The sequence below is a fragment of the Gymnodinialimonas mytili genome, from assembly GCF_037544085.1.
Lineage (GTDB): Bacteria > Pseudomonadota > Alphaproteobacteria > Rhodobacterales > Rhodobacteraceae > Gymnodinialimonas > Gymnodinialimonas mytili.
Genome location: NZ_JBBIFW010000001.1, coordinates 1,188,677 through 1,210,991 on the forward strand (window position 1 = coordinate 1,188,677; position 22,315 = coordinate 1,210,991).

Below are 22,315 nucleotides of genomic sequence, written 5' to 3' on the forward strand. Positions count from 1 at the left end.
TGCCCTTCCCTCCTCGCTATCGCTGGCCTATATACGATGCGATTTCCACGAAATCGAGGAACTGCGCGGCCCAGCCCGCACCCGGCGCCACCGGCCCTGTTCCCCGTATCCGTTGCACCCTTGGAGGGATCTGAGATGAACAAACCGATCATGGCAAAAGCCACCGCCGTCTGGCTGGTCGACAACACCACGCTGAGCTTCAAGCAAATCGGCGATTTCTGCGGTCTGCATGAGCTTGAGGTTCAGGGCATCGCCGATGGTGATGTCGCCGCGGGCGTGAAGGGCTTCGATCCAATCGTCAACAACCAACTGACCCAAGACGAGATCGACACCGCCGAGAAGAACCCGCATCACAAGTTGAAGCTGAAATTCAATGCCGCCGCTGTGGGCGAAGAAAAACGCCGCGGGCCGCGCTATACACCGCTCTCGAAGCGCCAGGATCGCCCGGCCTCGATCCTGTGGCTGGTGAAGTTTCACCCGGAACTGAGCGATGGTCAGATTTCAAAACTCGTGGGCACGACCAAGCCGACGATCCAGGCGATCCGCGAGCGGACCCATTGGAACATCTCGAACATCCAACCCATCGACCCGGTGGCGCTTGGCCTATGTAAGCAATCCGAATTGGACGCGGCGGTTCAAAAGGCGAACGCCAAGAAAGCCGCTGAAGGCGGTGTGATGTCTGATGACGAGCGGCGCAAGCTGGTCTCCACCGAAACCTCACTGTCGATGGATCCGGAACCGGCGATCCCGACCGCCATCGCGGGGCTGGAGACCTTCAGCCTATCGGGCAGCGACGCGGATGACGAAAAAGAAGACGAGATCGACACAAGCCGCGACGCCGACAGCTTCTTCAACCTGCCTGAAGGCGGGTCTGAGGACGACGAGGATGAGGACGAAAACAGCGCCCGTTAAAAACGTGCCATATGCCAATATCAGCCCCTGTGTTACCCGGCACAGGGGCTTTTTATATGATCCTTTCGCAAGTGGCGGCTAAGCTGGTGCATGCAATATGAGGGCTGGGATGACACCAAGTTTGCGTGTTTGTGTTTTGGGGCTGATGCTGGCCACGCCTGTGGTGGCACAAAACGATCTTTGGTGTCAGGAGCTTTGGCTCAGCCGGAATACGGTGTTGGAGCGCGCGGGATTCTGTTTTCAAACGCCCCTTGGCCAGGCCGTTTTTGACGATTTCGGATGTATACCGGGCCCGCCAAGCTTATCGACGACGGATGCTGAGATTGTGCAGATATTGCTTGGCATGGAGGAGGAGAGCGGATGTGCGGTCGATACAAGCGCCACTGCAATTGATGAACGCCTACACCCCCTTGCCGAGCGGCTTACAGAGCTATCGACGGTGCCGATTGACGGCTACACAGAGCATGGTTGCGGCGGATATCTCGGCCCGGCGCGGGATCTTCACGCGGGCGTCTCAAACGAGGCTGTGGTCATCGGGCGACTGGAGCCGGGACAGAATTTCTCGTTTGCCCATGCGGCGATGCCATCGGGTTGGGAATACATCACCGTCACGCAAGACGGGCACCGGGTGGCCCATGGCTGGGTTCAGAATATCGAAATCAGCGACGTGACCTGCGAATTCATCGCAGGATAGCGCGGATCAGTGGGCTGCAGTCGTGACCGAATCCACCAAGGTGCGGCCACCATCGACCGTCAGAACCTCGCCAGTGACAAAACCCGCGCCGTCAGAGGCGAGGAATTGCACCGCCGCCGTCACCTCACGGGCGGAGGCAATCCGGCCCATGGGCGTGCAATCGCGGATCTCGTTCCGCAGGCCGTCGGTCTCGTTCAGGCTCTCTTTCAGGCTTGCGGACATCACCGAGCCGAAGGCAACGGCATTCACCCGGATGCGATGTGGCGCGAAGGCGACGGCCAGCGAGCGGGTCACCTGATCGAGCGCCGCAGTGGCAATCGAATACCCCATCAGATCGGGGTGGGTTCGTCGCGCGGCAATCGACGAAATGTTGACGATAGAGCCAATCGGCCCCTCCTCTTGCCCATCTTCTTCAGCCTGGGTGATCATGCGTTTGGCCACCGCCTGGCTAAGCCGCAGGGCGGGGAAGGTGTTCTGCTGCAACATTGTCTCAATCGACGCGTCGCTGGGGTCGAGCGGATCTGTGGTCAGGATTTGGCGGCTGGCATTCACCAGGATATCGACCCGGTCGTAGGCATCGAGCGTCGCCGAGATCAGGTTGTCGATGGTCAGGCGTTCCCGCAGATCACCTGAGAAATAACGGATCTGATCGTCATCGCCTTCGATTTCGCCGCATTCGTCCTTCAAGCGCGCCTTGTCGCGGTCGGCAAACATCACATTGGCGCCGCGGTCGATGAAATGCCTCGCAATCGCCAAACCAACACCGTTGGCGGCGCCCGTCACGATGGCGGTTTTTCCTTGGATGGAAAGGCCCATGGAGATGATCCTGGATGTTGTGAAAGGGGTCTCGGAACGGGTCGTCAGCGCCGCTTCGGTTTTGCGGCCTCAAAGATCTTGAATCCTTCAAGTTCTCCCAAAACGCGGCCGGTTCCGAACACGGCCTTGAGAGTGTCTTCATACGGCAGATGGCGATTGGCCACCATCACAAAACGTCCCGATGACGTCAGGTTGCGTGCCGCCGCCAAGATGAATGCGCGTCCCAGGCCCGGATCGGCACGCCGCCCGATATGGAAGGGCGGGTTGCAAAGGATCGCGTCGTAGGCGGCATCCGGAGTAAATCGCGTGACATCGGCCCAGTGATACGTCGCGCGTGGGTCGTCGATATTCAGCTTGGCTGCCTCCAGCATATCGTAATCAGCCTCGATCAAATCAAGGCTGTCGATATCGGGTTGCTCGGCCAGGATTTCGCCCGCGATATAGCCCCAACCGGCCCCGAAATCGGCCACACGCCCTTTGAGCTGCGGCGCCAGCGCGACAAGCAATTCCGATCCGCGATCCGGTCCATCCACGGAAAAGCCACCCTGGACGGTCAAGTAGCCGTCCACGTTTGGTTCAGGGGCCATTACCCAAGTCAGAACCTGCGCCGGGATCGTTTCCGGCCGACGGAACCAAGCCAACTTGCCATGGGATTTGGACATCATGCCCTCGACCTCGAAAACAAGGCGAAGCTGTTTCACGATGGCCTCGATCCCTTCGTCTTTCTGCCCATCCACCATCACCAGCCCACCGATCTGTACATGACCCATCGCTTCGGCAATCGCCGATAGGGTCGCAGCACGGGATTTGACGATTTGGATCAGCGCGGCGCCGAAGTTGCCCTCAGGCGCGGTTAGAACGGTCAGGCCGCGGGCTGTCAGCCGATCATAATCGGGCGCGAAGCCCTGCACACAGGTCACATCGCCAAGCGCCGCAAAATCCGCATCACCGCGGGCGCGCATCACGAGCACGGAGGCATCAGGCGGCTCTATCTCTCCGCCCTCAATCGCAAGGGTCCATCTGTTGGAATTCATCGGAAAACGAGGATTATTCCTCTTTCTCCATCGTGCATTGTAGCGGGTGCTGATTGCGGCGGGCAAAGTCCATCACCTGCGCCACCTTGGTTTCCGCGATCTCGTAAGAGAACACGCCCACAACGGCCACACCCTTCTTGTGGACGGTCAACATGATCTCAACCGCCTGGGAATGTGTGATGCCGAAAAAGCGCTCCAGTACGTGAACGACGAATTCCATCGGCGTGTAATCGTCGTTCAGCAACAGGACCTTATACATCGGCGGCCGCTGCGTTTTCGGCTTGGTCTTTGTCAGGATAGAGGTATCGCCTTCACCCCCATCGGGGGTATCGGGGTCATCCGCCATCATCTGCCAATCATTCATCATGGACCACATGTCCCGGTAATATCCGATGCATTTAGGCAGTACTATATATGATGCGAACCGATTCCGAAAAGAGGGGCCGATGGGCAAAGCATTATGCACGATCGGTTTCGACGCCGACGACACCTTGTGGCACAACCAAGCATTTTTTAAGTTGGCGGAAGATCGCTTTGTCGACTTGCTGTCAGATCATGGCGAAGACGATGCGCTACGTGCACAGTTGCTGGACATCAAAAAACGCAACATCGGGCACTACGGGTTCGGGGTCAAAGGCTTCACTTTATCTATGATCGAAACAGCGGTCGCGCTCAGCGATGGCCCAGTGGACGGTCGGATCCTCGCGCGGATTCTTGAGATGGGCCAAGAGATGCTGCGCCACCCGGTAGAGCTTTTACCCCATGTCGAGAGCGTGTTGGGCAAGCTGTCCGCGACATACCCCCTCATTCTAATCACCAAGGGTGATCTACGGCACCAGGAGCAAAAGCTTGCCGCCAGTGGCTTGGGTGAACTGTTCACCGGCGTTCAGATCGTCTCCGACAAAACGCCTGAGACGTATCGCGATGCGTTTCACGAAGCAGGTCCAGATCGCGCGATGATGGTCGGCAATTCGATGAAATCCGACGTCATCCCTGCGCTGCAAGCCGGGGCCTGGGGTGTCTACGTGCCCCATGGCGAAAGCTGGGCGATGGAACAGGCCAGCACGCCCAAGCATCACCCCCGATATCATGAAATCGTGGATTTGGGTGCCCTGCCCGATTGTGTGGATCGGGTGACACAAGGTGCGTGAACGATACCGCGTCACCGCAGCTCTGGGGATCGTGCAGATCCTGACCTGGGGAAGTTCGTTCTATTTATTGGCCGTTTTGGGCGCCCCGATCATGGCCGAGACCGGATGGCCGCGTCCCGCGGTGATGGGTGGTGTGTCGGTGGCGCTGTTGGCGTCCGCCTTTACCGCGCCACGTGTCGGCCGCATCATCGCCGCGCGCGGCGGGCGCTATGTTCTCAGTCGTGGCGTCGTCACCCTGGCTCTGGGGCTCGCTGCCCTGGGCATGGCTCCCAATGTCTCGATCTACCTCGCAATTTGGGCACTCATCGGCTGTGCAATGGCCGCAAGTCTCTATGAGGCCGCATTTTCCACGCTAGGGCGACTCTACGGCGTGTCGGCGCGCGGGGCGATCACGGCGCTAACGCTTTGGGCCGGGTTTGCCTCAACCATCTGTTGGCCACTCTCAGCGCTGTTGGCCGAAACGTTCGGCTGGCGCCTAACCTGCCTGATCTATGCCGCACTGCATCTTGCCATCACACTACCGCTGGTTCGGTTCGGCTTACCCGCAGACCGCAAAGCTGAGGAGATCAAAACCAAAGGCGTCGCGCCGATCGCGTGGAGTGATCCGCGCTTGATCACCCTTGCCGTGGCGGGTGTGTGCATGGCGTTCGTCTTCGCGACGATCTCGGTACATCTAATCCCGCTTTTGCTGGCTCAGGGATATGCTTTGGCCGTTGCCGTAGGGCTCGGCGCGGTAATCGGCCCTGCCCAAGTCGGCGCGCGATTGCTTGAGATGTTGGGACGTGAACGCCACGCGCCGGTGGTGACGCTGATCGTGGCCTCTGGCTGTGTGGCCACAGGCTTGGCGGGCTTGGCCGCGAGCCTCTGGGCGGCGATTTGCCTGGTGATTTATGGATGCGGCACGGGCCTTTGGTCCATTGCGCGCGGCACGGTGCCCTTGGCGAGCTTCGGGGCCGACGGCTATCCGGCTGTGATGGGCAAGATCGCGGTGCCCGTGATCGGCGCCTCAGCCGTGGCACCGATCCTCGGCGCGATCGTGACAGATAGCGTCGGGCCGGAGGCTACTTTGACACTTCTGCTCGGCGTTGCTGGCGTGGCCTTCATCGCGGCATTGGCCCATTGGCGGATCACACGCTGATCTTACATCGCGATCTCACAGGGGCGTGCATTGACGCCGCAGCGCGGCGGCGCCACATACCGGCGCCATGATCGACGCATATCTTCTTCCCCTGCAACGCCGCCTGATGGATCCCCCCGCGCGATTTCTGGTGGCCCGCGGCATCACCGCCGACCAGATCACGCTTGTGGGCTGTGGCATCGGGCTTGTTGCAGCCGCGTCCGCCGCCGTTGGATGGTTCGGTTTGGCATTGGTCGGGCTGGCCTTAAATCGGCTGGCCGATGGGCTGGATGGCGCCGTTGCGCGGATGACGCAACCGACGGATCGGGGCGCCTTCCTGGACATCGCATTGGACTTCGTCTTCTACGCCACATTCCCCTTGGGCTTCGTGATCGTCGATCCGGCAGCCAATGCATTGCCAGGCGCCATCTTGGTCGCCAGCTTTATCCTGACAGGAACGTCCTTTCTGGCCTTTTCCGTCATCGCGGAGCGACGTGGGCTGCAGGCCGAAGACTATCCGACAAAGGGGATCTACTATTTGGGCGGTCTGGCCGAAGGGGCGGAAACCATCGCCGTCTTCGTGGCCTTTTGCCTGTTTCCTGGGGCATTCCCCTGGATCGCTTCGGTCTTTGCGATGATCTGCCTGATCACCGGGGCCACGCGATACTTGGCCGGCTGGCAAGTCTTCGGGCGCTAGCCGAGCCCATCGCTTGCGCTATCGGCCCCGGTTCATTCCGCAACTTTCAAGACAATCTTCCCGATATGCTGGCTTGACTCCATACGGGTATGGGCTGCCGCGGCCTCTTTCAACGCGAAGGATTGATCCATGACCGGAGCGACGCGACCCGAGGCCAAGAGCGGCCAAACCTTCTGGCGCAGTTCGGCGGCGATTGCGGTTTTCGCGGCCTCCGATTGCGGGCGCAATGTGGTCCCTGAGATCGTGAGGCGCCGCACCATAAGTTGCGCGAAGTTCAGTTCCACCTTCGGACCTTGCAGAAAGGCGATCTGCTGCAAACGCCCGTCATCTGCCAGCGCCCGCACGTTGCGCGGCAAATACGAGCCGCCAACCATATCCAGGATCAGATCCGCGCCGCCTTCGGCCCGCAAAACCTCGACAAAGTCTTCGTCACGGTAGTTGATCGCCCGCTCCGCACCCAATTCGAGGCACGCCGCGCATTTCTCGACCGAACCGGCCGTGGCGAACACGCGCGCGCCCAGCACATTAGCAAGCTGGATCGCCGTGGTGCCGATGCCGCTGGATCCGCCATGGACCAAAAACCTTTGCCCCGCCTGCAAGCCTGACTGCATGAACACGTTGGACCAAACCGTGAAGTACGTCTCAGGCAACGCCGCGGCTTGTGCCATCGTTAGACCATCGGGGATCGGCAGCGCGTGGTCCTGATGCGTCAGCGCATATTCCGCATAGCCACCACCGGGCAGCAATGCACACAACTTGTCGCCAACCTTCCAACGGGTGACGCCGGACCCGATGGCCGCCACTTCGCCTGCCGCTTCCAGCCCCGGCAAATCCGACGCACCCGCCGGTGGTGCGTAGCTTCCAGCCCGCTGCAAAGCGTCGGGCCGATTGATGCCCGCATGGTCAATCCGGATCAGGATTTGCTCCGCACTTGGGTTGGGAACCGGGCGTTCGCAGAGGCGTAACACGTCCGGCGCCCCCGGTGCTGAGATCTCAATCGCCCGCATCATCGAGGGCATCGCGGCCTCCCTTAATCTTTGAAATCCCTTGTCACGCGGAACCTGCCCCAATGACAAGGGGGCGAGGATGTCTTCGGATTTGACGATACAAGACGGTAGGGGTCAGGCTGGCGGGGACCACCGGCCGGGCAGATCTTGTTGCGTGCTGCGTTTCGGTGCCTTTACCGCGGCAGCCATACGGTCGAAGCCTTGAGTGAAGGGCTTGAGAAAGGCATTGTTGCGTGCTGCAGCCTTCGCCTCTTCGATCCGCATGACGTCACCAATCCGGCGGTCCAGGAACGCCCAGCTGGCCGAGTAATCACCCGATTGATCGCCCAACCAATACAGCACCGTGGCCGAATACACGCCCGACAGCGTCGCGCGTTTGGTGTACCAATTCAGATCGTCTGACCGGTCGCCCAAGGCAGTCCAGATCACATCCGCGGTTTCCCAGACGAGCTTTGCACCGTCGGCTGCATAGATGGGCAAAGCGAACAACGTCGCGCCGCGCCGCACGGCCTCTTTATCGTCTTCGACCAATTCCAGCCGAGCGCGCACCGCGAAGGCGACACGATCACGGAACCGCATGCCACCCAAATCCACGTCGGCCAAACGCGTCCTTAACGCTTTATCGCCGCGTCGATGGAAGGCGATCGCCAGATCCACGGCACCGCGCGGGAACAATCCCCGCGCTTCGGGCAGAGGCACTCCCGCGTCGGCACAGGCGGCCTGGAAACTGGTCTCCGACCAGCCATCGAACGGCACATGCATCAGGGCCGCATCAAGGATTGCGTCTTTCTGGTCGGTCATCGTCGTCTCCCGATTTGGGGTGAGGTCCGTCGCTTTCTTAAAACATAGGTCAACCATGCGAGATTGGCGACAAGCATCAAAAGACGGCGCCAAACCTCAACGCAGCGCACCCGGTAGAAAAGACCTGACTTGGACCGCTGCGGCCATGTCCTTTCTCTGGCCGACCCTGCTAGACAAGTCTTAATCCCCTTGCTATATGGCCATTTCCTGCACTTCCGATCAATTCTAACCTAGAAAGGTGGTGACACCACATGCAGGTCAGTGTTCGCGACAACAATGTCGATCAGGCGCTCCGTGCTCTGAAGAAAAAACTTCAGCGTGAAGGCGTTTTTCGTGAGATGAAGCTTAAGCAGCATTACGAAAAGCCCTCGGAAAAGCGCGCGCGTGAGAAGGCCGAGGCCATTCGCCGTGCCCGCAAGCTGGCGCGCAAAAAGGCGCAGCGCGAAGGGATGCTGTAAGGCACCCTGCCGGGATCGACCCCGCGACATCGAAAGAATTGCAAAACCCCCGAGGCCTGGCCTGCGGGGGTTTCGTTTGTGCGGTTTGCCGCGGCCTGTAGATTACTGCGTGGCCAATTGTGCTGCGAGCACGGCGTCCGATCCGTCCGTTTCCTCACCGGTGCTGCCGACCACATAGGTCTCGACCACACCCGGCAGTTCCGCGAATTGGCGCATCGTGTTGAGCGGGAAAAAGGTTGGCGAAATCGATTCGAACCCGGGCGTGCCCGACAGGATGTCTGTGATCGACCGCGAGCAATAAGCAGGGCCCACAGCGCCGTAATTCTGCACCACCTGGCTGAGCTGTGCAGCGACTTGCGGCGATACCTCGATCGTCTGCATGCTCACCTCATAGGCACCGTTCGATTGAAACGCGACATAGGCGTCCAAATACGGATCCGACATACCGTGCAGGACGTCGTTGCGTTCAGGAATGCCGGGATTGTGCCAACTGCCCGCAGGATCGAACAGCAGCCGCGTGGCTCCGTCGATCAGCAACGCAGAATGGGCGCCGGAATTGTTGGCGGTATTGATCGAGGTGATCAGCGTGACGCTCGCGGGTCCAGACGGGACATGTGTGGCCTGCGCCACGGCCTCATCCGGGGCCCAAACACTGTCACCGGCACAGGCCGCGAGGCTGAATACTGTCACCGCAATCGCCGTAAGGCGTGCGATCCTGATCATGTGGCAAAAATGGCCAGGCCGATCACGATCAGGATCGACACAATCGCCACATTGGTCGACCACTTCATGAAGCCATCAAAGGTTTTTTCCTGATCGGTAATGTCCATTTCACCGTGTTTATAATCGTCGTCGGCCATGATCGTGTCCTCATATTCCTTTATCGCCGGATAGCGCAGAACGCGCGCCATGTCAGCCCCGGAGGAATGCGACCTTTGGCCCGCTGCGGCGCAGATGCATCGGTTTAAGCGGGCAGGTATTCCCATGCTCCATCGGCACGGCGGCGGCGAGTGACATCCCCCAGCCGATGCAGATGGTTCAGATGCGCCACCGCTTCGACCAGAGCCAGGCCGTAAGTCCCGTCATCGATTGTGCGTTTAAACAGCGGAGGGAAGCAGTCCGCGGCACTTCGCGGCGTGGCGGCGATATGATTGCGAAGACGGGTCAGCGCGCCGTGATGGTTATCGATCAGCTGCCGCATCCGGGCCGGCAGCCCCGTGAAGGGCAGTTTGTGGCCGGGCAGGACCAACTGGTCCTCATGCGCAAAAGGCTGCAGATCCTCGCACGCCTTCATCCATTCGCCCAACGGATCGGCGCCGGGCTCGGTCGCGTAGACCCCAATATTGGGGGAGATCGTGGCGAGCAATTGGTCGCCACCGATGACCAGCCCGTCATCCCGGCTCCAGAAAGTCGCGTGGTCGGGCGCATGGCCTTGGCCAAAGCGAATATCCCAATCGCGCCCGCCGATGCGGATCACCTGGCCCTCGGTCAGCCGCGTGAAACCCAGTGGCATTGGGTGGACGATATCGGCGAAGTTGAATGGCCTTTCGGACCTGCGTTTGGCCAAGATCTCGGGATCCATCCCGGCATCGACCCAGAATTGTACCTGGGTGTCTGTGACCTCGGCCTGTTCATCCAGCGTCAGCATCCGCCCAAATAGCCAAGCGGTGCGGGTCATATGCAGCTCGGCCCCTTGTCCCTGAAACCAGCCAGCCAAGCCGATATGGTCGGGATGGTGATGGGTGCAGATCAGCCGCCGCACGGGCACGCCCGCAAGAGGGCCATCGAGTACATTCTGCCAGATCTCGCGCGTCTTGCGGGTGTTGAGGCCGGTATCGACGAGCGTCCATCCATCGTCGTCGCGCAGGGCGTAGGCGTTCACATGGTCCAGCACCATGGGCAGCGAGATGCGCAACCATAGAACGCCATCGGCAACTTCCACGGCCTCTGTCGCGCCAGGGGCCTGTTCAAACGGGGTTCGGATCGGTGCGGTCATACCAGCGGCTTACGCCGCAAGCTCATCGGGCGACAAGTCATAAAGTCCGGTCCCGCCGCAACGCGCCTGGACCATCATTGCATGCGCTTCGGGCAGCAAACGGGTCACATAGAACTGCGCCAGCGCATCACGGGTCCGGTCACCGCTGGTGGCCGCCTTCAGGTGGTAATAGGCTCCCAAGACACGAGCAAATGCCATCAGGTAGGGCACCGCGCCGCCAAACCGGTCGCTCATTTCCAGCTTCAAAACATCCTCGGTGGTCTTGCGCAGGGCCTTCACCATAGGCGCAAGCACTGCGTTTTCGGTCTCGGCGATCTCATCGAGCAGTGCGAAGGCGGCCGCGCCGCCATCCATCAGTTTGCGCCCCACAAGATCCATCGCCTGTATGCCGTTTGTACCCTCATAAATCGCCGCCACACGCACGTCGCGGGCATATTGGGCGGCCCCGGTTTCTTCGATGTAGCCCATACCGCCATGGACCTGGATACCCATATTGGCCACCTTGATCCCCATCTCGGTCCCGTAGGCTTTGGCAATCGGGGTGAGGAAGGCGGCGCGCGCCTCAGCCTCGGCATCGCCTAGCTTTGCAAGATCCAGCGCCACCGCCAGATCCAAGGACAAGGCCCGCGCGGCGAAGGTTTCGGCCTTCATCTCCATCAGCATCCGGCGCACATCGGCATGGTCCACGATGGTGCCTGTCTCGCCATCGGTTCGGCCCTGCTTGCGATCCAGCGCATAGCCCAGCGCGTGCTGATAGGCGGCATCGGCAATCGACACGCCCTGCACCGCAACGCCGAGCCGCGCATTGTTCATCATGGTGAACATCGCGGCCATGCCGCCCTGTTCTTCGCCCACCAGCCAACCGGTGGCGCCGTCATATTGCATCACGCAGGTGGGCGAGCCGTGCAGGCCCATCTTGTGTTCCAGGCTGACGACTTTCAGGCTATTGGCCACCCCGGGGTTCCCAGCCTCATCGGGCAGATTGCGCGGCACCAGAAACAGGCTGATCCCCTTGGTGCCCGCAGGCGCATCGGGCAAGCGCGCCAGCACCAGATGCACGACGTTATCGGTAAAATCGTTGTCGCCCCAAGAGATGTAGATCTTCTGTCCCGTGACAGCATAGGTGCCATCGCCATTGGGCACCGCCTTCGAAGTCAGGGCCCCAACATCAGACCCCGCTTGCGGCTCTGTCAGGTTCATCGTGCCGCACCATTCGCCAGAGGTCAGCTTGGGCAAATAAAGCTCTTTGATGTCATCCGAGGCGTGATGCTCCAAAGCTTCGATCTGGCCTTGAGTCATCAACGGGTTCAATTCCAACGATAGGCACGCGCCGCCGATCATCTCATTGACCGCAGTAGCAACCGTATGCGGAAGGCCCAGCCCGCCATAATCCGGATCGCCCGAAATCGCCATGAACCCGGCCTCCGCCAAGGCACGATAGCCCTCCGCGAACCCGGGAGACGTGCGCACAACGCCATTTTCCAAACGCGCAGGCATTTGATCCCCGACGCGATTCAACGGCGCCAGAACCTCTTCGCAGATACGGCCCGCCTCGGTCAGGATGGCTTGCACCGTATCCGACGTCGCTTCGGCAAACTGGTCGGACGATTGCACGCGGTCGAACCCTACAACGTGGTCGAGGCAAAAGGTGATATCGGCAACGGGGGCGCGATAGGGCATGGTGGGCTCCTCCCTTCAATTGCGTGCGCGGTGGCGATGCGCTAGGGCATGGCTGCTGTTGGATCAGACCTAGGGTCCGACACTTGGTTTACGCAACTTCAACGTTACGTCACGGATGTCCCCTTCTCACCCCGAAATCTTACACAATAATGTCAAAGACATCGCGCGGGTGGCAGAGCTGTTGCGCGCGGGTGGTTTGGTGGGTCTTCCGACCGAAACCGTCTATGGTTTGGCGGCGGATGCCCGGAACCCGCAGGCCGTGGCCCGTATCTTTGCGGCGAAGGGGCGTCCGACCTTCAACCCATTGATCGTGCATCTGCCCGATCTGGGCAGCGTCACGCAGGTGGCTGAACTTGGCGCCGAAGCGCGCGTCTTGGCCGAGGCTTTTTGGCCCGGTCCGATGACCTTGGTTTTGCCGTCGCGGGGTGTGGTTGCGGATCTGGTCAGTGGCGGTTTGGCAACGATTGCTGTGCGTGTGCCAGCCCATCCGTTGGCGCAACAGGTGCTGAAGACCTTCGGCGGTCCCATCGCCGCCCCATCCGCGAACCCGTCGGGGCAGATCAGCCCGACAATGGCGCAGCATGTGGTGAACGGGCTCAGTGGCAAGATCGATGCCGTCCTGGATGCGGGGCCTTGCGACGTTGGACTTGAATCGACGATTCTTGCGCCAGGTCCCGATGGTCTGCGCCTGCTGCGCGAAGGGGGCATCGCGCGTGAACAGATTGAGGCCGTTGCCGGGCCGCTGACGAGCGACTTGACACCAGGCCGGGTCGAGGCACCGGGCCAGATGGAGCGGCACTACGCCACCAAAGCGCCTCTGCATCTTGGCGGCATTCCGCAGCCGGGCGAGATATCGGTGGGATTTGGGCCGGGAAGCGCGGATATGACCCTATCGGACACCGGCGATTTGACCCAAGCCGCCGCCAACCTATTCGCGATTCTGCACCAAGCAGACGCCTTGGCCACTGAGCGCAATGCGTCCGGTATCCGCATCGCGTCAATCCCCGAAACCGGTTTAGGCGCCGCGATCAACGACCGGTTGCGCCGCGCGGCCATCCGTTAGGGGTGCCGATCAGGCGTGACCTGCATCGCTGGACAACATCAGCGGATGGATACCCAGGCTTTCCAACGCCGCGTCCCATTTCCGCTCCATGGCCAGGCCAAAGACCAGCTCGGGCGTCGCAGGCGCAGTCAACCAATCGTTGCGCTGGATTTCCTCTTCCAACTGGCCCGCCCCCCAACCGGCGTAACCGAGCGCCAGAAGCGCGTTTTTGGGCCCTTGTCCTGCGGCGATGTCTTCCAGAATGTCCAACGTTCCAGTCATCGCAAACCGATGATCGACGCGCAGACCCTCCTCACCTCGAGGGCGATAGTCGGCGGAATGCAAGACGAAGCCGCGCCGCAGTTCGACCGGGCCACCATAACAAACAGGAACATCTGGCACAGGATCTTTGTGGGCGATTTCAAGCTGCTCCATCATCTCGGCAAATGTGATCTCATCCATCGGTTTGTTGATGATCAACCCCATGGCTTGGCTCGGCGAATGGACGCAAAGATACACCACCGACCCGGCAAATCGCGGATCGCCCATGCCAGGCATCGCCATCAACAGGGTACCGGTCAAATCAACGGAAAGGTCGGGCATCGCCATATCATCACAATGGGCGTGTTGCGGATTGCAATCAACTGCCGCACCGTCTCGGAAACGTGACTTTTAATTTCAAACGCATCTGCATAGCTCTGACCAAATGACATTTGCTGCTAAAATCTTCGCCTTGCTCGCCTTATCGGTGACAACCGCCCTGCCCGCACAAGCGCAGTTTCAGGGACGGTCTGCAGATGATGTTGTCCAGGTCAGCCTGTTGCCCGGGTATCGGTTGGACGGCGACCGCCATATGGCGGCGATCCGCATCAGCTTGGCGCCGGGGTGGAAGACATATTGGCGTGCGCCCGGCGAAGGAGGCGTGCCGACGGTTTTGCGGCTGGATGCGGCTGAGGGCGTGACCGGCATGGCGATCCACTGGCCCCGGCCGGAAGTGTTTTATACCAACGGCATGCGGTCCATCGGATACCGGGATGATGTGATCTTGCCAGTAGAATTCGCGCTGTCGACGAATGGCACGGCCAGCGTGTCTGGGCATGTGGATCTAGGTGTTTGCCTGGATGTGTGTATGCCGATCTCGGTGGATCTTAGCGGAGCGCTGCCCGCACAGACCGACCGCGATGGTGGCATCGTGGCTGCCTTGTCGGACCGTCCGTTCAGCGCGGCGGAGGCAGGGGCTGGTGTGGCAACTTGCTCGGTTGAACCGATCTCGGACGGTCTACGCGTGACCGTTCGCGCCCAAGTGCCCGATGTCGGAAATGACGAGACCTTGGTGCTTGAGCATCGTGACCCGATGATCTGGGTGTCAGAGGCCCATAGTCAGCGAGACGGCGGCTATATCACCGCGGTGGCCGATGTGGTGCCCGCCGACCATGGTGCCTTTGCTTTGAACCGGTCTGATCTGCGCATCACGGTGATCGGCAGCCAGATGGCCATCGAATTCGATCGCTGCAACGGCTAGCCGGCTCGCATACGCCGACCGGCACCGCCAAAGGCGAGCGCCGCGGCCAACGCTATCGCACACAAGACCGTAACGCCGCCGATGAAACTGGCGAAGGCGACGCCCAAGCCGTCGCCCAACGTTGCGAATGGCCCCCACATTGATCCGCTGATCGCCGCAGATCCCAAGGTCGCGGCGAACAGGATCAGAACCGCCAGGCTCAGTCCGGCAAATCCGGCCGCCATCGCCGGGCGACGCCCGCGGGCGCGCAAACTGCGGCGGAACCCGCGCATCTGCTGACCGATATCGCTGCCAATCGCCAGCAAAGCGGGCACCACCAACAATACGATCACCATGCCAAAACCCAGTCCGTAGACCAACGTGATCACCGTGGGCTTCAGGAATTGCGCATCCTGTGACGTTTCGAAGAGCAGCGGCATCAAGCCAAGGACCGTTGTCAGCGTTGTCAGCAAAACGGGCCGAAGACGGTCGCAGGTGCCGTCGATGATGGCGGGAACCAGACCCCGGTTTTCGGCGTATTCATCGACGGTTGTCACCAGCACAATCGAGTCGTTGATGATGATCCCCGTCATCCCGATCAGCCCGACCACCGTGAACAGCGAGAGCGGCACATCCCAGGCGAGGTGACCGTAGATGGTGCCGACCAGACCAAATGGGATGATCGCCATTACCACCATCGGACGCGCCCAGGACGCAAAGATCCAAGCCAGGACCAGATAAATCCCGATCAGACATAGTAGGAAGCCAACAAGCGCATCGCTTAAAAACTCCTGCTCCTGCTCCGCCAGCCCAGACATCTGGGTCGAGACCCCGAACTCGGACTCGATCTGAGGGATCACGACCTCGCGCAACTCGGTCATCACCTCCTCGGCGCGCTGCGGGTCGTCTTCACTAAGGTCCCCGGTGACGGAGATTAGGCGGATCCCGTTTTCACGCTGGATCGTCGAAAAGCCCTGGCGCGCCGTGACGGTAACGATGTCCGCCAAGGGCACATATTGCCCACCCGAGGCGCGCAGCAGCGTGCGGTCAAGGAAATCGGCCGTCAGTTCGCCCGCGGGCAATTCCACCCGGATCGAGGCAGTTCGAGGGCCATCGGGGAAGGTAGCGGCCTCAATCCCACTCAGGCGATTGCGCAAAATGGTGCCCAGGTCCGCGATCTCAAAGCCCAACACCTCCCCCTGGGGGGTCAGCTCAAGGCTCAACTCTTCGCGATCATAGGCCATGCTGTCTTCGGCGCCCGTTACCTCCGGATACCGTGCCAGAGCCGTCTGAAGCGCTTCGGAGGCGGCTTTCAACACCGCAGTCTCCGCGCCAAAGATCTGCACATCAATCGCATCACCGCCCGGGCCGCCGCGCCACCCGCGGAAGCTGAGCGTTTCGGTCAACGGCAATTGCTGCACCTCTTCCTGGAGCGCAGCCGCAACAGCAAAGCTGGAATAGGGACGCAAATCCGCGCTGATCAGTTCGATGTCGATGGAGCCGAGCAGATCGGTATCCTTGTTTTCGGCACCGGCTAGGCCACGGCCCGAATTGCCGCCAATCTCGGCCAAGACATGATCAATCGGATCGCGGCCATGCTCGTCAGAAAACCGTGCACCGATGGCGGCCGCGGCGCGCTGTAACTCGCGCAATTGCTCACGCGTGTCTTCACGGGTGGCACCGTCGAGCATCGCAAAATTACCCGACACGCTGCCCGTTTCGGGGGCGTTGAAAAAGCGGAACACCACATCGCCACGGATGAAGCTGGCGGTTTGAGTCGACAGGATCACGATGACACCCGCGATCACCGGATATCGGGCCCAGACCACAAAACGCATGAGCGGACGGAATGCGTTGCGATTGGCCCAGTCGAACCCGCGATTCACCACTCGACTGGGCAAATCATACCAATGGGTCTTGGCCGAATGGGCCAAGGCATGGGCCATATGGTTGGGCAGGATCAGGAAGCATTCTGCGAGGCTCGCGATCAACACAACGATCACTGTGAAGGGCATATCGGCGATCAGATCGCCAAAGCGTCCACCGATCGCCACCAATCCGGTGAAGGCCAGGACCGTGGTCAGCGTCGCCGAAAAGACCGGTGCCGCCATGCGCCGCGCCGCATTTTCAGCGGCAATGACCGGCGGCTCGCCCAGATGCCGCGCGCGATAATCGGCATGCTCACCCACCACAATCGCGTCATCGACCACGATCCCCAGCGTGATGATCAGCGCGAATAGCGAGATCATGTTGATCGTCAGGCCCGCCACATACATCAGCGCGATGGCCGCCGTCAGCGCCACGGGGATTCCCATCGCCACCCAAAACGCCGTGCGGGCATTCAGGAACAGGAACAGCAGCCCAACCACCATCGCCAGCCCCAGCAGCGCATTGTCGAGCAGGATGTTCAGCCGCCCCGAAATCGCATCGGCGCGGGTGTTGACCAGATTGATGCTGGTCCCCTCAGGCAATGTCGCTTCGAGATCACGGGTGACGGCTTCGACCATGTCCTGAATGGCCAGCGCATCCCCATCTTCCGACCGGTCGACACGCAACACGACCGCCGGATCCTCGTTCACGAAATAGGCCCGCTCGCGGTCGATCCCGAATGTGTCGATCTGGGACACATCACCGATTGTCAGTGTCGATCCGTCGGGGTTGATCCGCAATGTGAGCATAGCGATATCCCGTGCCGAGCGGGTCTCGGCCCCCGTCCGGACACGGGCATTGGCGGCATCCACATCACCCGCGGGCGCGGTGTCAGCCGCATCGGCGATGACACCCGCAATCTCGGCCATGGTAATATCGTATCGGATCAAATTGGCGGATGGCACCTCGACAACGGTTTCCGGTGCGGCCACGCCACTGATCGTGGTATTGGTGACCCCAACGGCAAAAAGGCGGGTGACCAATTCGTCGGCAAACCGGCCCAACTGATCCGGCGCCACCGGCCCGGTAATCACCACATCGGTCACCCGGTCGAACCAATTGCCGCGGCGCACCTGGCCTTCCTCGGCATCGTCGGGCAGATCCGTGATCGCATCAAGCGCCGCTTGGACCTCATCTGCAGCACGGTCCATATCCCAGCCTGGCTCGAATTCCAGGGTCAGGAATGCCTGCCCCTCTTGGCTGATGGCTGTCGAGCTGGCAACGCCGGCCACAGCCAGCAGCGATGGTTCAACCACGGCAACAATGCCGGTATCCACATCTTCGGCCCCGGCGCCTTCCCACACAAAGCGCAGCTCAATATCGTCGGACACGACATCGGGGAAAAACTGCGCCCGCATCTGCGGAAAGGCCGCCAGACCCGATACCAGCATCACGACCAACAGCAAATTCGCAACTGTCCGGTGGCGTGTGAAGTAGCTGAGCAAACCACCGGCGGAGGGGGAAAGCGCCCGCATGGCCTAGCTGCCCATCCGGGCTTCGAGACGCTCAACGACGCCCGCGGGCACTTCATTTTGGTTGAGCTGTTGCAGCATCCTGTCGCGGACATCGGGTGGGATCACCCCATCGCTTTCGACAAACGCAATCAACCGGGCGCGGCGATCCGGGTCGAGCGCGATCGTCTCGGGTTCTTCCGGCGCATCCCCGGCGTCAGGTCGGATCGGTTGCACCCGGATCCCGGCGCCAAGAACAGGCGCGCGCGCCTGAACCACATCGCGCCCTTCCAGCCCGTCCGCACGCACCAGAACATCGTCCCCCTGACGGCGCAGCAGGTCGACCGAAAGCGCCTCCAACACGCCATTTTCGCCCAAGACGAGAACCTGCCCATCCGAGCCCAATGCCGCAGCGGGCAAGCGCGCCACACGCTCAAGCGGCAATTCATCGACCTCCACCCGTACGAAATCACCGACCCTGAGGCCGCGCGCCGCATCGATCCGCGCAAACAGCAGCCGACCCGATTGACCTTCTTCGACCGCGCCGCTTTCTCGCGTCAGAACGGCGTCGGTCTGCAGATCCAAGCCGAAAACGTCGAGCACCACCCGCACCGGGCGTCGGGGCAAGGCCCCATCAGCATCCAGCAGACGCACATATTGCGCGGTCGAGATGCGAAATGCGACCTCAAGCGCCTCGTCGTCGATCAATGTGCCGAGATTCTCGTTACGGCTGACAAGGCGGCCTGCCGCCGCCGCGACATCGGTCAGCACGCCATCGAATTCCGCGCGCAATTCGGTTTGGGATAAGCGGCGTTCGGCATCAGCCAAGGCGATGCGCTGCCGGTCCAACGAGGTGCCTGCACTGTCCAGGCGCGCCTCGGCCTCTGCCAGAACGCGGCGCTGTGCCAGGACCTGTTGGTTGGCGGTTGCTTCGGCCAGTTCAGCGGTTTCTATGGCCGCCGCAGACCCGACACCGCGTTCAGACAGGTCTTGCGCGCGGGTCAGGGCACGACTGCGCAATTCGGCCTGAGCCTGCGCTGCGATCAATTCCTCCCCGGCCAATTCCAACGCGCGCTCGGCCTCGGATAGCTCATTCTCCGCATCGCGCAGATCCGCCGCAGCGGTATCGCGGGCCGATTGCGCCTCGAACGGGTCGATGCGCAGCAACAGATCCCCGGCAGACACGGCGCCGCCATCCACAAAGGCCTCTGCCAGATCCAGGACTGTTCCTTCGGCGGGCGCGCGCAATTCCAACGTGCGGCGTGAGCGGATCTCGCCAAACGCAGTTAGAATCGGCGTTTCCTGCCCCAATGCAACCCGCGCGACCTCAGCCGAGAATACCCGCTCGCGGCCCGATGCCGGGCTGCTCTGATTGGCCCAGCGCTCCTGCAACGCGCTATAGGTGAAATATCCAGCGGTGGTCAGCAATCCCAATGTCACGGCTGTCAAAAACAGCCCAACCAGAGCACGGGTAAAGAAACGCATAGGCAATCCCGATAAGGTAAGCGGCGTAACGCTATATGTAGCGAGGCATGGCCCGCCGTCCAAGTTCACGCACGAGCGCGTTATTTCCGTCGAAGATGTTCGTCCAGGCGTGGCATTATTTCGACGAAGTTGCAGGGGCGGTGCCGATAGTCGAGCTGTTTGACGAGAATTTCGTCCCAGGCATCCTTGCACGCCCCCGAAGATCCGGGCAGCGCAAACAGATATGTGCCGTTGGCGACACCGCCCGTGGCACGCGATTGCACGGCGGATGTACCGATTTTCTGCATGGAGACCATGGTGAAAACAGTTCCAAACGCGTCGATCTCTTTCTCGTAGACATCACGATGGGCTTCGACGGTGACGTCGCGCCCGGTCAAGCCCGTGCCGCCAGTGGTCAGGATCACGTCAATCTCAGGGTCGGCGCACCAGACGCGGAGTTGATCTGCAATCGCTTCACGGTCATCCCGCAGGATATGCCGCGCCACCAAAACGTGGCCCGCATCGGTCAGGCGCTGAACCAGCACGTCGCCGGATTTATCCTCAGCCAAACTGCGCGTATCGCTGACCGCGAGCACGGCAATACGGCAAGGCAGGAAACGACGGGTGGGGTCAAGGCGGCTCAAAATCAATCCATGTGCAGGCATAGGCAGGCAAGCGATCACGCACCGTCGCCGCACGCAGTCTCGCCTCGAAGTCGTCTGACGTCCATGCCCTAAGTGAGGATGCAGCGAAATCATCGCAGCTGACTGGGATATGCATGTCCTCCAAAGATGCACGATAGGCGCGGCGTACCTGCCGCAACGGTCGGTCAACAAGCTCAGCATATCTGGGCAGCGCCAGATCTCGCAGGGCATCGAACCGCATGGCCAGATCGTCTGTTTCAAACTCTGGGCATTGCCTTGCTAGGAATTCTGCCTGAAGCAGATCTATCACGGCGGTTCCAAAAGCGGGTCCTGGCCCGGGGTCGCACAAAGACATGTCGCCCGACAGTGTTATGCGCACCACTGTGCCATCTGGTAGTGACCCGACCTGCACCTGTCCGATCCTTGGCTCGTAGGGTCCGGCTGTCTCGGCCAGTTCGGCAACATCCAGAAGTCGCAGTGGATCGGCATGCGCCACAGGGGCGACAAGCAGCGCGAGCGACAGCCAAAGTCTGGAGGATGTCACTGCAGTCGCGCCTTAATCGATAGCAAATCGCTCCACGCCTCGCGTTTGGCGACTGGATTCCGCAGCAGATAAGCGGGGTGGAACATCGGCATGGCGGGGCGGCCCAACACCTCTTCCCAATTGCCGCGCATCCGGGTGATCCCCCGTCGCCCCAGCAGTCCCGCGCAGGCATGATTGCCCATCAGCACCAGAATGTCGGGATCCGCCAACGCAATATGTCGGTCCAGGAACGGGCGCATCATTGCAATCTCAGCGGGCTTTGGGTCGCGGTTCTGCGGGGGGCGCCAAGGCAGCATGTTGGTGATGTAGAGGCCATCCGGCCCCTCAACATTGCGATCCAGCCCAATTGCCACGAACATCTTGTCCAAAAGTTGCCCGGCCCGTCCGACAAAGGGCTTACCCTGAAGATCTTCGTCACGGCCCGGCGCCTCGCCTACGATCATGATCCGGGCGCTGGCATGGCCATCGCTGAAAACGAAGTTCCGCGCGCCACGCTTCAGATCGCAATGCTCAAACCCCTCCATCGCGGCGTGTAGCGTTTCAAGCGAATTGGCCCCCTCGGCCAACTGCCGGGCGACCGCCACGGCATCAAGCTCGGGCGCTGCGTGCTGCACAGGTGCCGCTTTCGTAACCTGCGGTGAGACGGTGGGCGCAGGTTTGGGCGGTGGCGCTGGCAGATCGAACCGGTCCACAGGGTGGTCCAGCACAGCCTCATCCGCCCCAAGCTCCACCTGCCACGCCAGGGCGGCCAGCGTGTCTTCATATGTCAGGTCATCTGCCATACTGCTAAGCTAGGCCGGATCGGGGCCCGCGAAAAGAGCCAATGGATAGCGCGAAACTGCATCGAAACCGCATGAAAAGTGTGATTTCGTGTGCCTGACGCTTGCGTCAACGGACAGCCGCTGGCATCTGCTCGCCATGTCATTTGCCCGTGTGCTTACCGTTTCGGCCACTTATCCCCGCGATCCAGATCTCGTGTTCGCGGAGGCCATCGATCTGGGCGCCATGGTCGAAGCCACCCAGGGGCTTGCGACCTATAAGGGGCTGCCGCTCGGCCCCTTGGAAGAGGGCAGAACCTACGAGACCTATGTCGTCGTTTGGGGATGGATGCACAATCCGCACTACCGAATCCATGTCGAACGCGTCGACCCCGATGCACGCCTGGTTCAAAGCCGCGAACAGGGCCGCGCGATCCGGCAATGGGATCACACCCTGTCGGTCACGGGTGCGCCGGGCGTATGTACTTGGACCGACCGAATCGTCATCGATAGCGGCCTGCTAACGCCCTATATGATCCGCGTCGCGCGGCACCTATATCAATATCGCCATCGCAACCGCGATGCGCTGGCGATCAAGGCCGAAATCACCCGCCCCTAG

24 protein-coding genes are annotated in these 22,315 nt (G+C 61.1%); 9 read left to right on the plus strand and 15 right to left on the minus strand.

What is annotated here, in order from left to right; genetic code table 11:
- Positions 1–135: 135 nt before the first annotated feature.
- Entirely contained in the window at positions 136–912 is a 777-nt protein-coding gene (locus V8J82_RS05800; protein WP_339973082.1) for a DUF1013 domain-containing protein, read from the plus strand.
- Between the two features lie 109 nt (positions 913–1,021).
- Positions 1,022–1,606 (plus strand): DUF4453 domain-containing protein, encoded by a 585-nt coding sequence (locus V8J82_RS05805; RefSeq protein WP_339973084.1) that lies wholly within the window; start codon positions 1,022–1,024, stop codon positions 1,604–1,606.
- 6 nt (positions 1,607–1,612) lie between these two features.
- On the opposite strand, the gene V8J82_RS05810 is transcribed toward V8J82_RS05805, so the two are convergent.
- From V8J82_RS05810 to clpS, 3 genes are read right to left on the minus strand one after another with little or no spacing between them, the layout of a single operon-like run.
- Positions 1,613–2,422 carry an SDR family NAD(P)-dependent oxidoreductase gene (locus V8J82_RS05810; protein WP_339973086.1) on the minus strand — a complete coding sequence of 270 codons (810 nt, stop codon included), beginning with the start codon at positions 2,420–2,422 and terminating at the stop codon, positions 1,613–1,615.
- A gap of 44 nt (positions 2,423–2,466) precedes the next feature.
- Positions 2,467–3,456, minus strand: a complete 990-nt coding sequence (locus V8J82_RS05815; protein ID WP_339973088.1) for a class I SAM-dependent methyltransferase — start codon at positions 3,454–3,456, stop codon at positions 2,467–2,469.
- A gap of 13 nt (positions 3,457–3,469) precedes the next feature.
- On the minus strand, positions 3,470–3,823 hold the full coding sequence (clpS, locus tag V8J82_RS05820; RefSeq protein ID WP_339974529.1) for an ATP-dependent Clp protease adapter ClpS: 354 nt from the start codon (positions 3,821–3,823) through the stop codon (positions 3,470–3,472).
- Between the two features lie 79 nt (positions 3,824–3,902).
- Between clpS and V8J82_RS05825 the strand changes: the two genes are divergently transcribed.
- The 3 genes from V8J82_RS05825 to V8J82_RS05835 all read left to right on the plus strand — a co-directional run bounded on the left by V8J82_RS05825 (position 3,903) and on the right by V8J82_RS05835 (position 6,421).
- A complete protein-coding gene (locus V8J82_RS05825) occupies positions 3,903–4,607 on the plus strand; it encodes an HAD family hydrolase (protein WP_339973090.1) in 705 nt (234 codons plus the stop codon).
- Positions 4,600–5,745, plus strand: coding sequence for an MFS transporter (locus tag V8J82_RS05830; RefSeq protein WP_339973092.1), 1,146 nt, complete (start codon positions 4,600–4,602; stop codon positions 5,743–5,745). The genes V8J82_RS05825 and V8J82_RS05830 overlap by 8 nt, the downstream gene beginning before the upstream one ends.
- A 67-nt stretch (positions 5,746–5,812) precedes the next feature.
- The gene (locus tag V8J82_RS05835; protein WP_339973094.1) at positions 5,813–6,421 is read left to right on the plus strand and encodes a CDP-alcohol phosphatidyltransferase family protein; all 609 of its coding nucleotides are present in this window, start codon (positions 5,813–5,815) and stop codon (positions 6,419–6,421) included.
- A 32-nt stretch (positions 6,422–6,453) separates the two neighbouring features.
- Here the strand turns inward: V8J82_RS05835 and V8J82_RS05840 are convergent, their stop codons facing one another.
- Together V8J82_RS05840 and V8J82_RS05845 are read right to left on the minus strand one after the other, a co-directional pair.
- Positions 6,454–7,440 carry an NAD(P)H-quinone oxidoreductase gene (locus V8J82_RS05840; protein ID WP_339973096.1) on the minus strand — a complete coding sequence of 329 codons (987 nt, stop codon included), beginning with the start codon at positions 7,438–7,440 and terminating at the stop codon, positions 6,454–6,456.
- Positions 7,441–7,542: 102 nt separating this feature from the next.
- A complete protein-coding gene (locus tag V8J82_RS05845) occupies positions 7,543–8,229 on the minus strand; it encodes a COQ9 family protein (RefSeq protein ID WP_339973098.1) in 687 nt (228 codons plus the stop codon).
- A gap of 251 nt (positions 8,230–8,480) precedes the next feature.
- Here V8J82_RS05845 and rpsU point away from each other — a divergent pair, with 251 nt between their 5' ends.
- Positions 8,481–8,687 carry a 30S ribosomal protein S21 gene (gene rpsU, locus V8J82_RS05850; protein ID WP_224816188.1) on the plus strand — a complete coding sequence of 69 codons (207 nt, stop codon included), beginning with the start codon at positions 8,481–8,483 and terminating at the stop codon, positions 8,685–8,687.
- Positions 8,688–8,789: 102 nt separating this feature from the next.
- Here rpsU and V8J82_RS05855 read toward each other — a convergent pair whose 3' ends face one another.
- From V8J82_RS05855 to V8J82_RS05870, 4 genes are read right to left on the minus strand one after another with little or no spacing between them, the layout of a single operon-like run.
- Positions 8,790–9,410 carry a hypothetical protein gene (locus V8J82_RS05855; RefSeq protein ID WP_339973103.1) on the minus strand — a complete coding sequence of 207 codons (621 nt, stop codon included), beginning with the start codon at positions 9,408–9,410 and terminating at the stop codon, positions 8,790–8,792.
- Complete coding sequence (locus V8J82_RS05860; RefSeq protein ID WP_439650036.1) at positions 9,407–9,598, minus strand: aa3-type cytochrome c oxidase subunit IV; 192 nt, start codon at positions 9,596–9,598, stop codon at positions 9,407–9,409. The genes V8J82_RS05855 and V8J82_RS05860 overlap by 4 nt, the downstream gene beginning before the upstream one ends.
- A gap of 53 nt (positions 9,599–9,651) precedes the next feature.
- Positions 9,652–10,683 (minus strand): MBL fold metallo-hydrolase, encoded by a 1,032-nt coding sequence (locus V8J82_RS05865; protein ID WP_339973105.1) that lies wholly within the window; start codon positions 10,681–10,683, stop codon positions 9,652–9,654.
- Positions 10,684–10,692: 9 nt separating this feature from the next.
- A complete protein-coding gene (locus V8J82_RS05870; RefSeq protein ID WP_339973107.1) occupies positions 10,693–12,363 on the minus strand; it encodes an acyl-CoA dehydrogenase in 1,671 nt (556 codons plus the stop codon).
- Positions 12,364–12,478: 115 nt separating this feature from the next.
- On the opposite strand from V8J82_RS05870, the gene V8J82_RS05875 reads away from it, so the two are divergent.
- Complete coding sequence (locus tag V8J82_RS05875; protein WP_339973109.1) at positions 12,479–13,426, plus strand: L-threonylcarbamoyladenylate synthase; 948 nt, start codon at positions 12,479–12,481, stop codon at positions 13,424–13,426.
- 9 nt (positions 13,427–13,435) lie between these two features.
- Here the strand turns inward: V8J82_RS05875 and V8J82_RS05880 are convergent, their stop codons facing one another.
- Positions 13,436–14,014, minus strand: coding sequence for a YqgE/AlgH family protein (locus V8J82_RS05880; protein ID WP_339973111.1), 579 nt, complete (start codon positions 14,012–14,014; stop codon positions 13,436–13,438).
- A 97-nt stretch (positions 14,015–14,111) separates the two neighbouring features.
- On the opposite strand from V8J82_RS05880, the gene V8J82_RS05885 reads away from it, so the two are divergent.
- Complete coding sequence (locus V8J82_RS05885; RefSeq protein WP_339973113.1) at positions 14,112–14,927, plus strand: protein-disulfide reductase DsbD domain-containing protein; 816 nt, start codon at positions 14,112–14,114, stop codon at positions 14,925–14,927.
- On the opposite strand, the gene V8J82_RS05890 is transcribed toward V8J82_RS05885, so the two are convergent.
- The 5 genes from V8J82_RS05890 to V8J82_RS05910 all read right to left on the minus strand — a co-directional run bounded on the left by V8J82_RS05890 (position 14,924) and on the right by V8J82_RS05910 (position 21,720).
- Positions 14,924–18,310 carry an efflux RND transporter permease subunit gene (locus V8J82_RS05890; RefSeq protein WP_339973115.1) on the minus strand — a complete coding sequence of 1,129 codons (3,387 nt, stop codon included), beginning with the start codon at positions 18,308–18,310 and terminating at the stop codon, positions 14,924–14,926. The two genes, V8J82_RS05885 and V8J82_RS05890, sit on opposite strands and share 4 nt — an antisense overlap.
- Positions 18,311–18,313: 3 nt before the next feature.
- Positions 18,314–19,771: an efflux RND transporter periplasmic adaptor subunit gene (locus tag V8J82_RS05895; protein WP_339973117.1), complete on the minus strand. Its 1,458-nt coding sequence runs from the start codon at positions 19,769–19,771 to the stop codon at positions 18,314–18,316.
- Positions 19,772–19,851: 80 nt separating this feature from the next.
- Positions 19,852–20,394: a molybdenum cofactor biosynthesis protein B gene (moaB, locus tag V8J82_RS05900; protein ID WP_339973119.1), complete on the minus strand. Its 543-nt coding sequence runs from the start codon at positions 20,392–20,394 to the stop codon at positions 19,852–19,854.
- Positions 20,381–20,938, minus strand: a complete 558-nt coding sequence (locus tag V8J82_RS05905) for a hypothetical protein (protein ID WP_339973121.1) — start codon at positions 20,936–20,938, stop codon at positions 20,381–20,383. Before V8J82_RS05905 ends, moaB begins: the two co-directional genes overlap by 14 nt.
- Positions 20,935–21,720, minus strand: a complete 786-nt coding sequence (locus V8J82_RS05910; protein ID WP_339973123.1) for a uracil-DNA glycosylase — start codon at positions 21,718–21,720, stop codon at positions 20,935–20,937. The genes V8J82_RS05905 and V8J82_RS05910 overlap by 4 nt, the downstream gene beginning before the upstream one ends.
- 136 nt (positions 21,721–21,856) lie before the next feature.
- Between V8J82_RS05910 and V8J82_RS05915 the strand changes: the two genes are divergently transcribed.
- Positions 21,857–22,315: a hypothetical protein gene (locus tag V8J82_RS05915; protein ID WP_339973125.1), complete on the plus strand. Its 459-nt coding sequence runs from the start codon at positions 21,857–21,859 to the stop codon at positions 22,313–22,315.

Excerpts from the sequence above, each read along its gene's own strand:
- V8J82_RS05800 (WP_339973082.1), top strand. The coding sequence starts at position 136 with ATGAACAAACCGATCATGGCAAAAGCCACCGCCGTCTGGCTGGTCGAC.
- V8J82_RS05805 (WP_339973084.1), top strand. The coding sequence starts at position 1,022 with ATGACACCAAGTTTGCGTGTTTGTGTTTTGGGGCTGATGCTGGCCACG.
- V8J82_RS05810 (WP_339973086.1), bottom strand. The coding sequence starts at position 2,422 with ATGGGCCTTTCCATCCAAGGAAAAACCGCCATCGTGACGGGCGCCGCC.
- V8J82_RS05815 (WP_339973088.1), bottom strand. The coding sequence starts at position 3,456 with ATGAATTCCAACAGATGGACCCTTGCGATTGAGGGCGGAGAGATAGAG.
- clpS (WP_339974529.1), bottom strand. The coding sequence starts at position 3,823 with ATGATGAATGATTGGCAGATGATGGCGGATGACCCCGATACCCCCGAT.
- V8J82_RS05825 (WP_339973090.1), top strand. The coding sequence starts at position 3,903 with ATGGGCAAAGCATTATGCACGATCGGTTTCGACGCCGACGACACCTTG.
- V8J82_RS05835 (WP_339973094.1), top strand. The coding sequence starts at position 5,813 with ATGATCGACGCATATCTTCTTCCCCTGCAACGCCGCCTGATGGATCCC.
- V8J82_RS05840 (WP_339973096.1), bottom strand. The coding sequence starts at position 7,440 with ATGCCCTCGATGATGCGGGCGATTGAGATCTCAGCACCGGGGGCGCCG.
- V8J82_RS05845 (WP_339973098.1), bottom strand. The coding sequence starts at position 8,229 with ATGACCGACCAGAAAGACGCAATCCTTGATGCGGCCCTGATGCATGTG.
- rpsU (WP_224816188.1), top strand. The coding sequence starts at position 8,481 with ATGCAGGTCAGTGTTCGCGACAACAATGTCGATCAGGCGCTCCGTGCT.
- V8J82_RS05855 (WP_339973103.1), bottom strand. The coding sequence starts at position 9,410 with ATGATCAGGATCGCACGCCTTACGGCGATTGCGGTGACAGTATTCAGC.
- V8J82_RS05860 (WP_439650036.1), bottom strand. The coding sequence starts at position 9,598 with ATGGCGCGCGTTCTGCGCTATCCGGCGATAAAGGAATATGAGGACACG.
- V8J82_RS05865 (WP_339973105.1), bottom strand. The coding sequence starts at position 10,683 with ATGACCGCACCGATCCGAACCCCGTTTGAACAGGCCCCTGGCGCGACA.
- V8J82_RS05870 (WP_339973107.1), bottom strand. The coding sequence starts at position 12,363 with ATGCCCTATCGCGCCCCCGTTGCCGATATCACCTTTTGCCTCGACCAC.
- V8J82_RS05875 (WP_339973109.1), top strand. The coding sequence starts at position 12,479 with ATGTCCCCTTCTCACCCCGAAATCTTACACAATAATGTCAAAGACATC.
- V8J82_RS05880 (WP_339973111.1), bottom strand. The coding sequence starts at position 14,014 with ATGGCGATGCCCGACCTTTCCGTTGATTTGACCGGTACCCTGTTGATG.
- V8J82_RS05885 (WP_339973113.1), top strand. The coding sequence starts at position 14,112 with ATGACATTTGCTGCTAAAATCTTCGCCTTGCTCGCCTTATCGGTGACA.
- V8J82_RS05890 (WP_339973115.1), bottom strand. The coding sequence starts at position 18,310 with ATGCGGGCGCTTTCCCCCTCCGCCGGTGGTTTGCTCAGCTACTTCACA.
- V8J82_RS05895 (WP_339973117.1), bottom strand. The coding sequence starts at position 19,771 with ATGCGTTTCTTTACCCGTGCTCTGGTTGGGCTGTTTTTGACAGCCGTG.
- V8J82_RS05910 (WP_339973123.1), bottom strand. The coding sequence starts at position 21,720 with ATGGCAGATGACCTGACATATGAAGACACGCTGGCCGCCCTGGCGTGG.
- V8J82_RS05915 (WP_339973125.1), top strand. The coding sequence starts at position 21,857 with ATGTCATTTGCCCGTGTGCTTACCGTTTCGGCCACTTATCCCCGCGAT.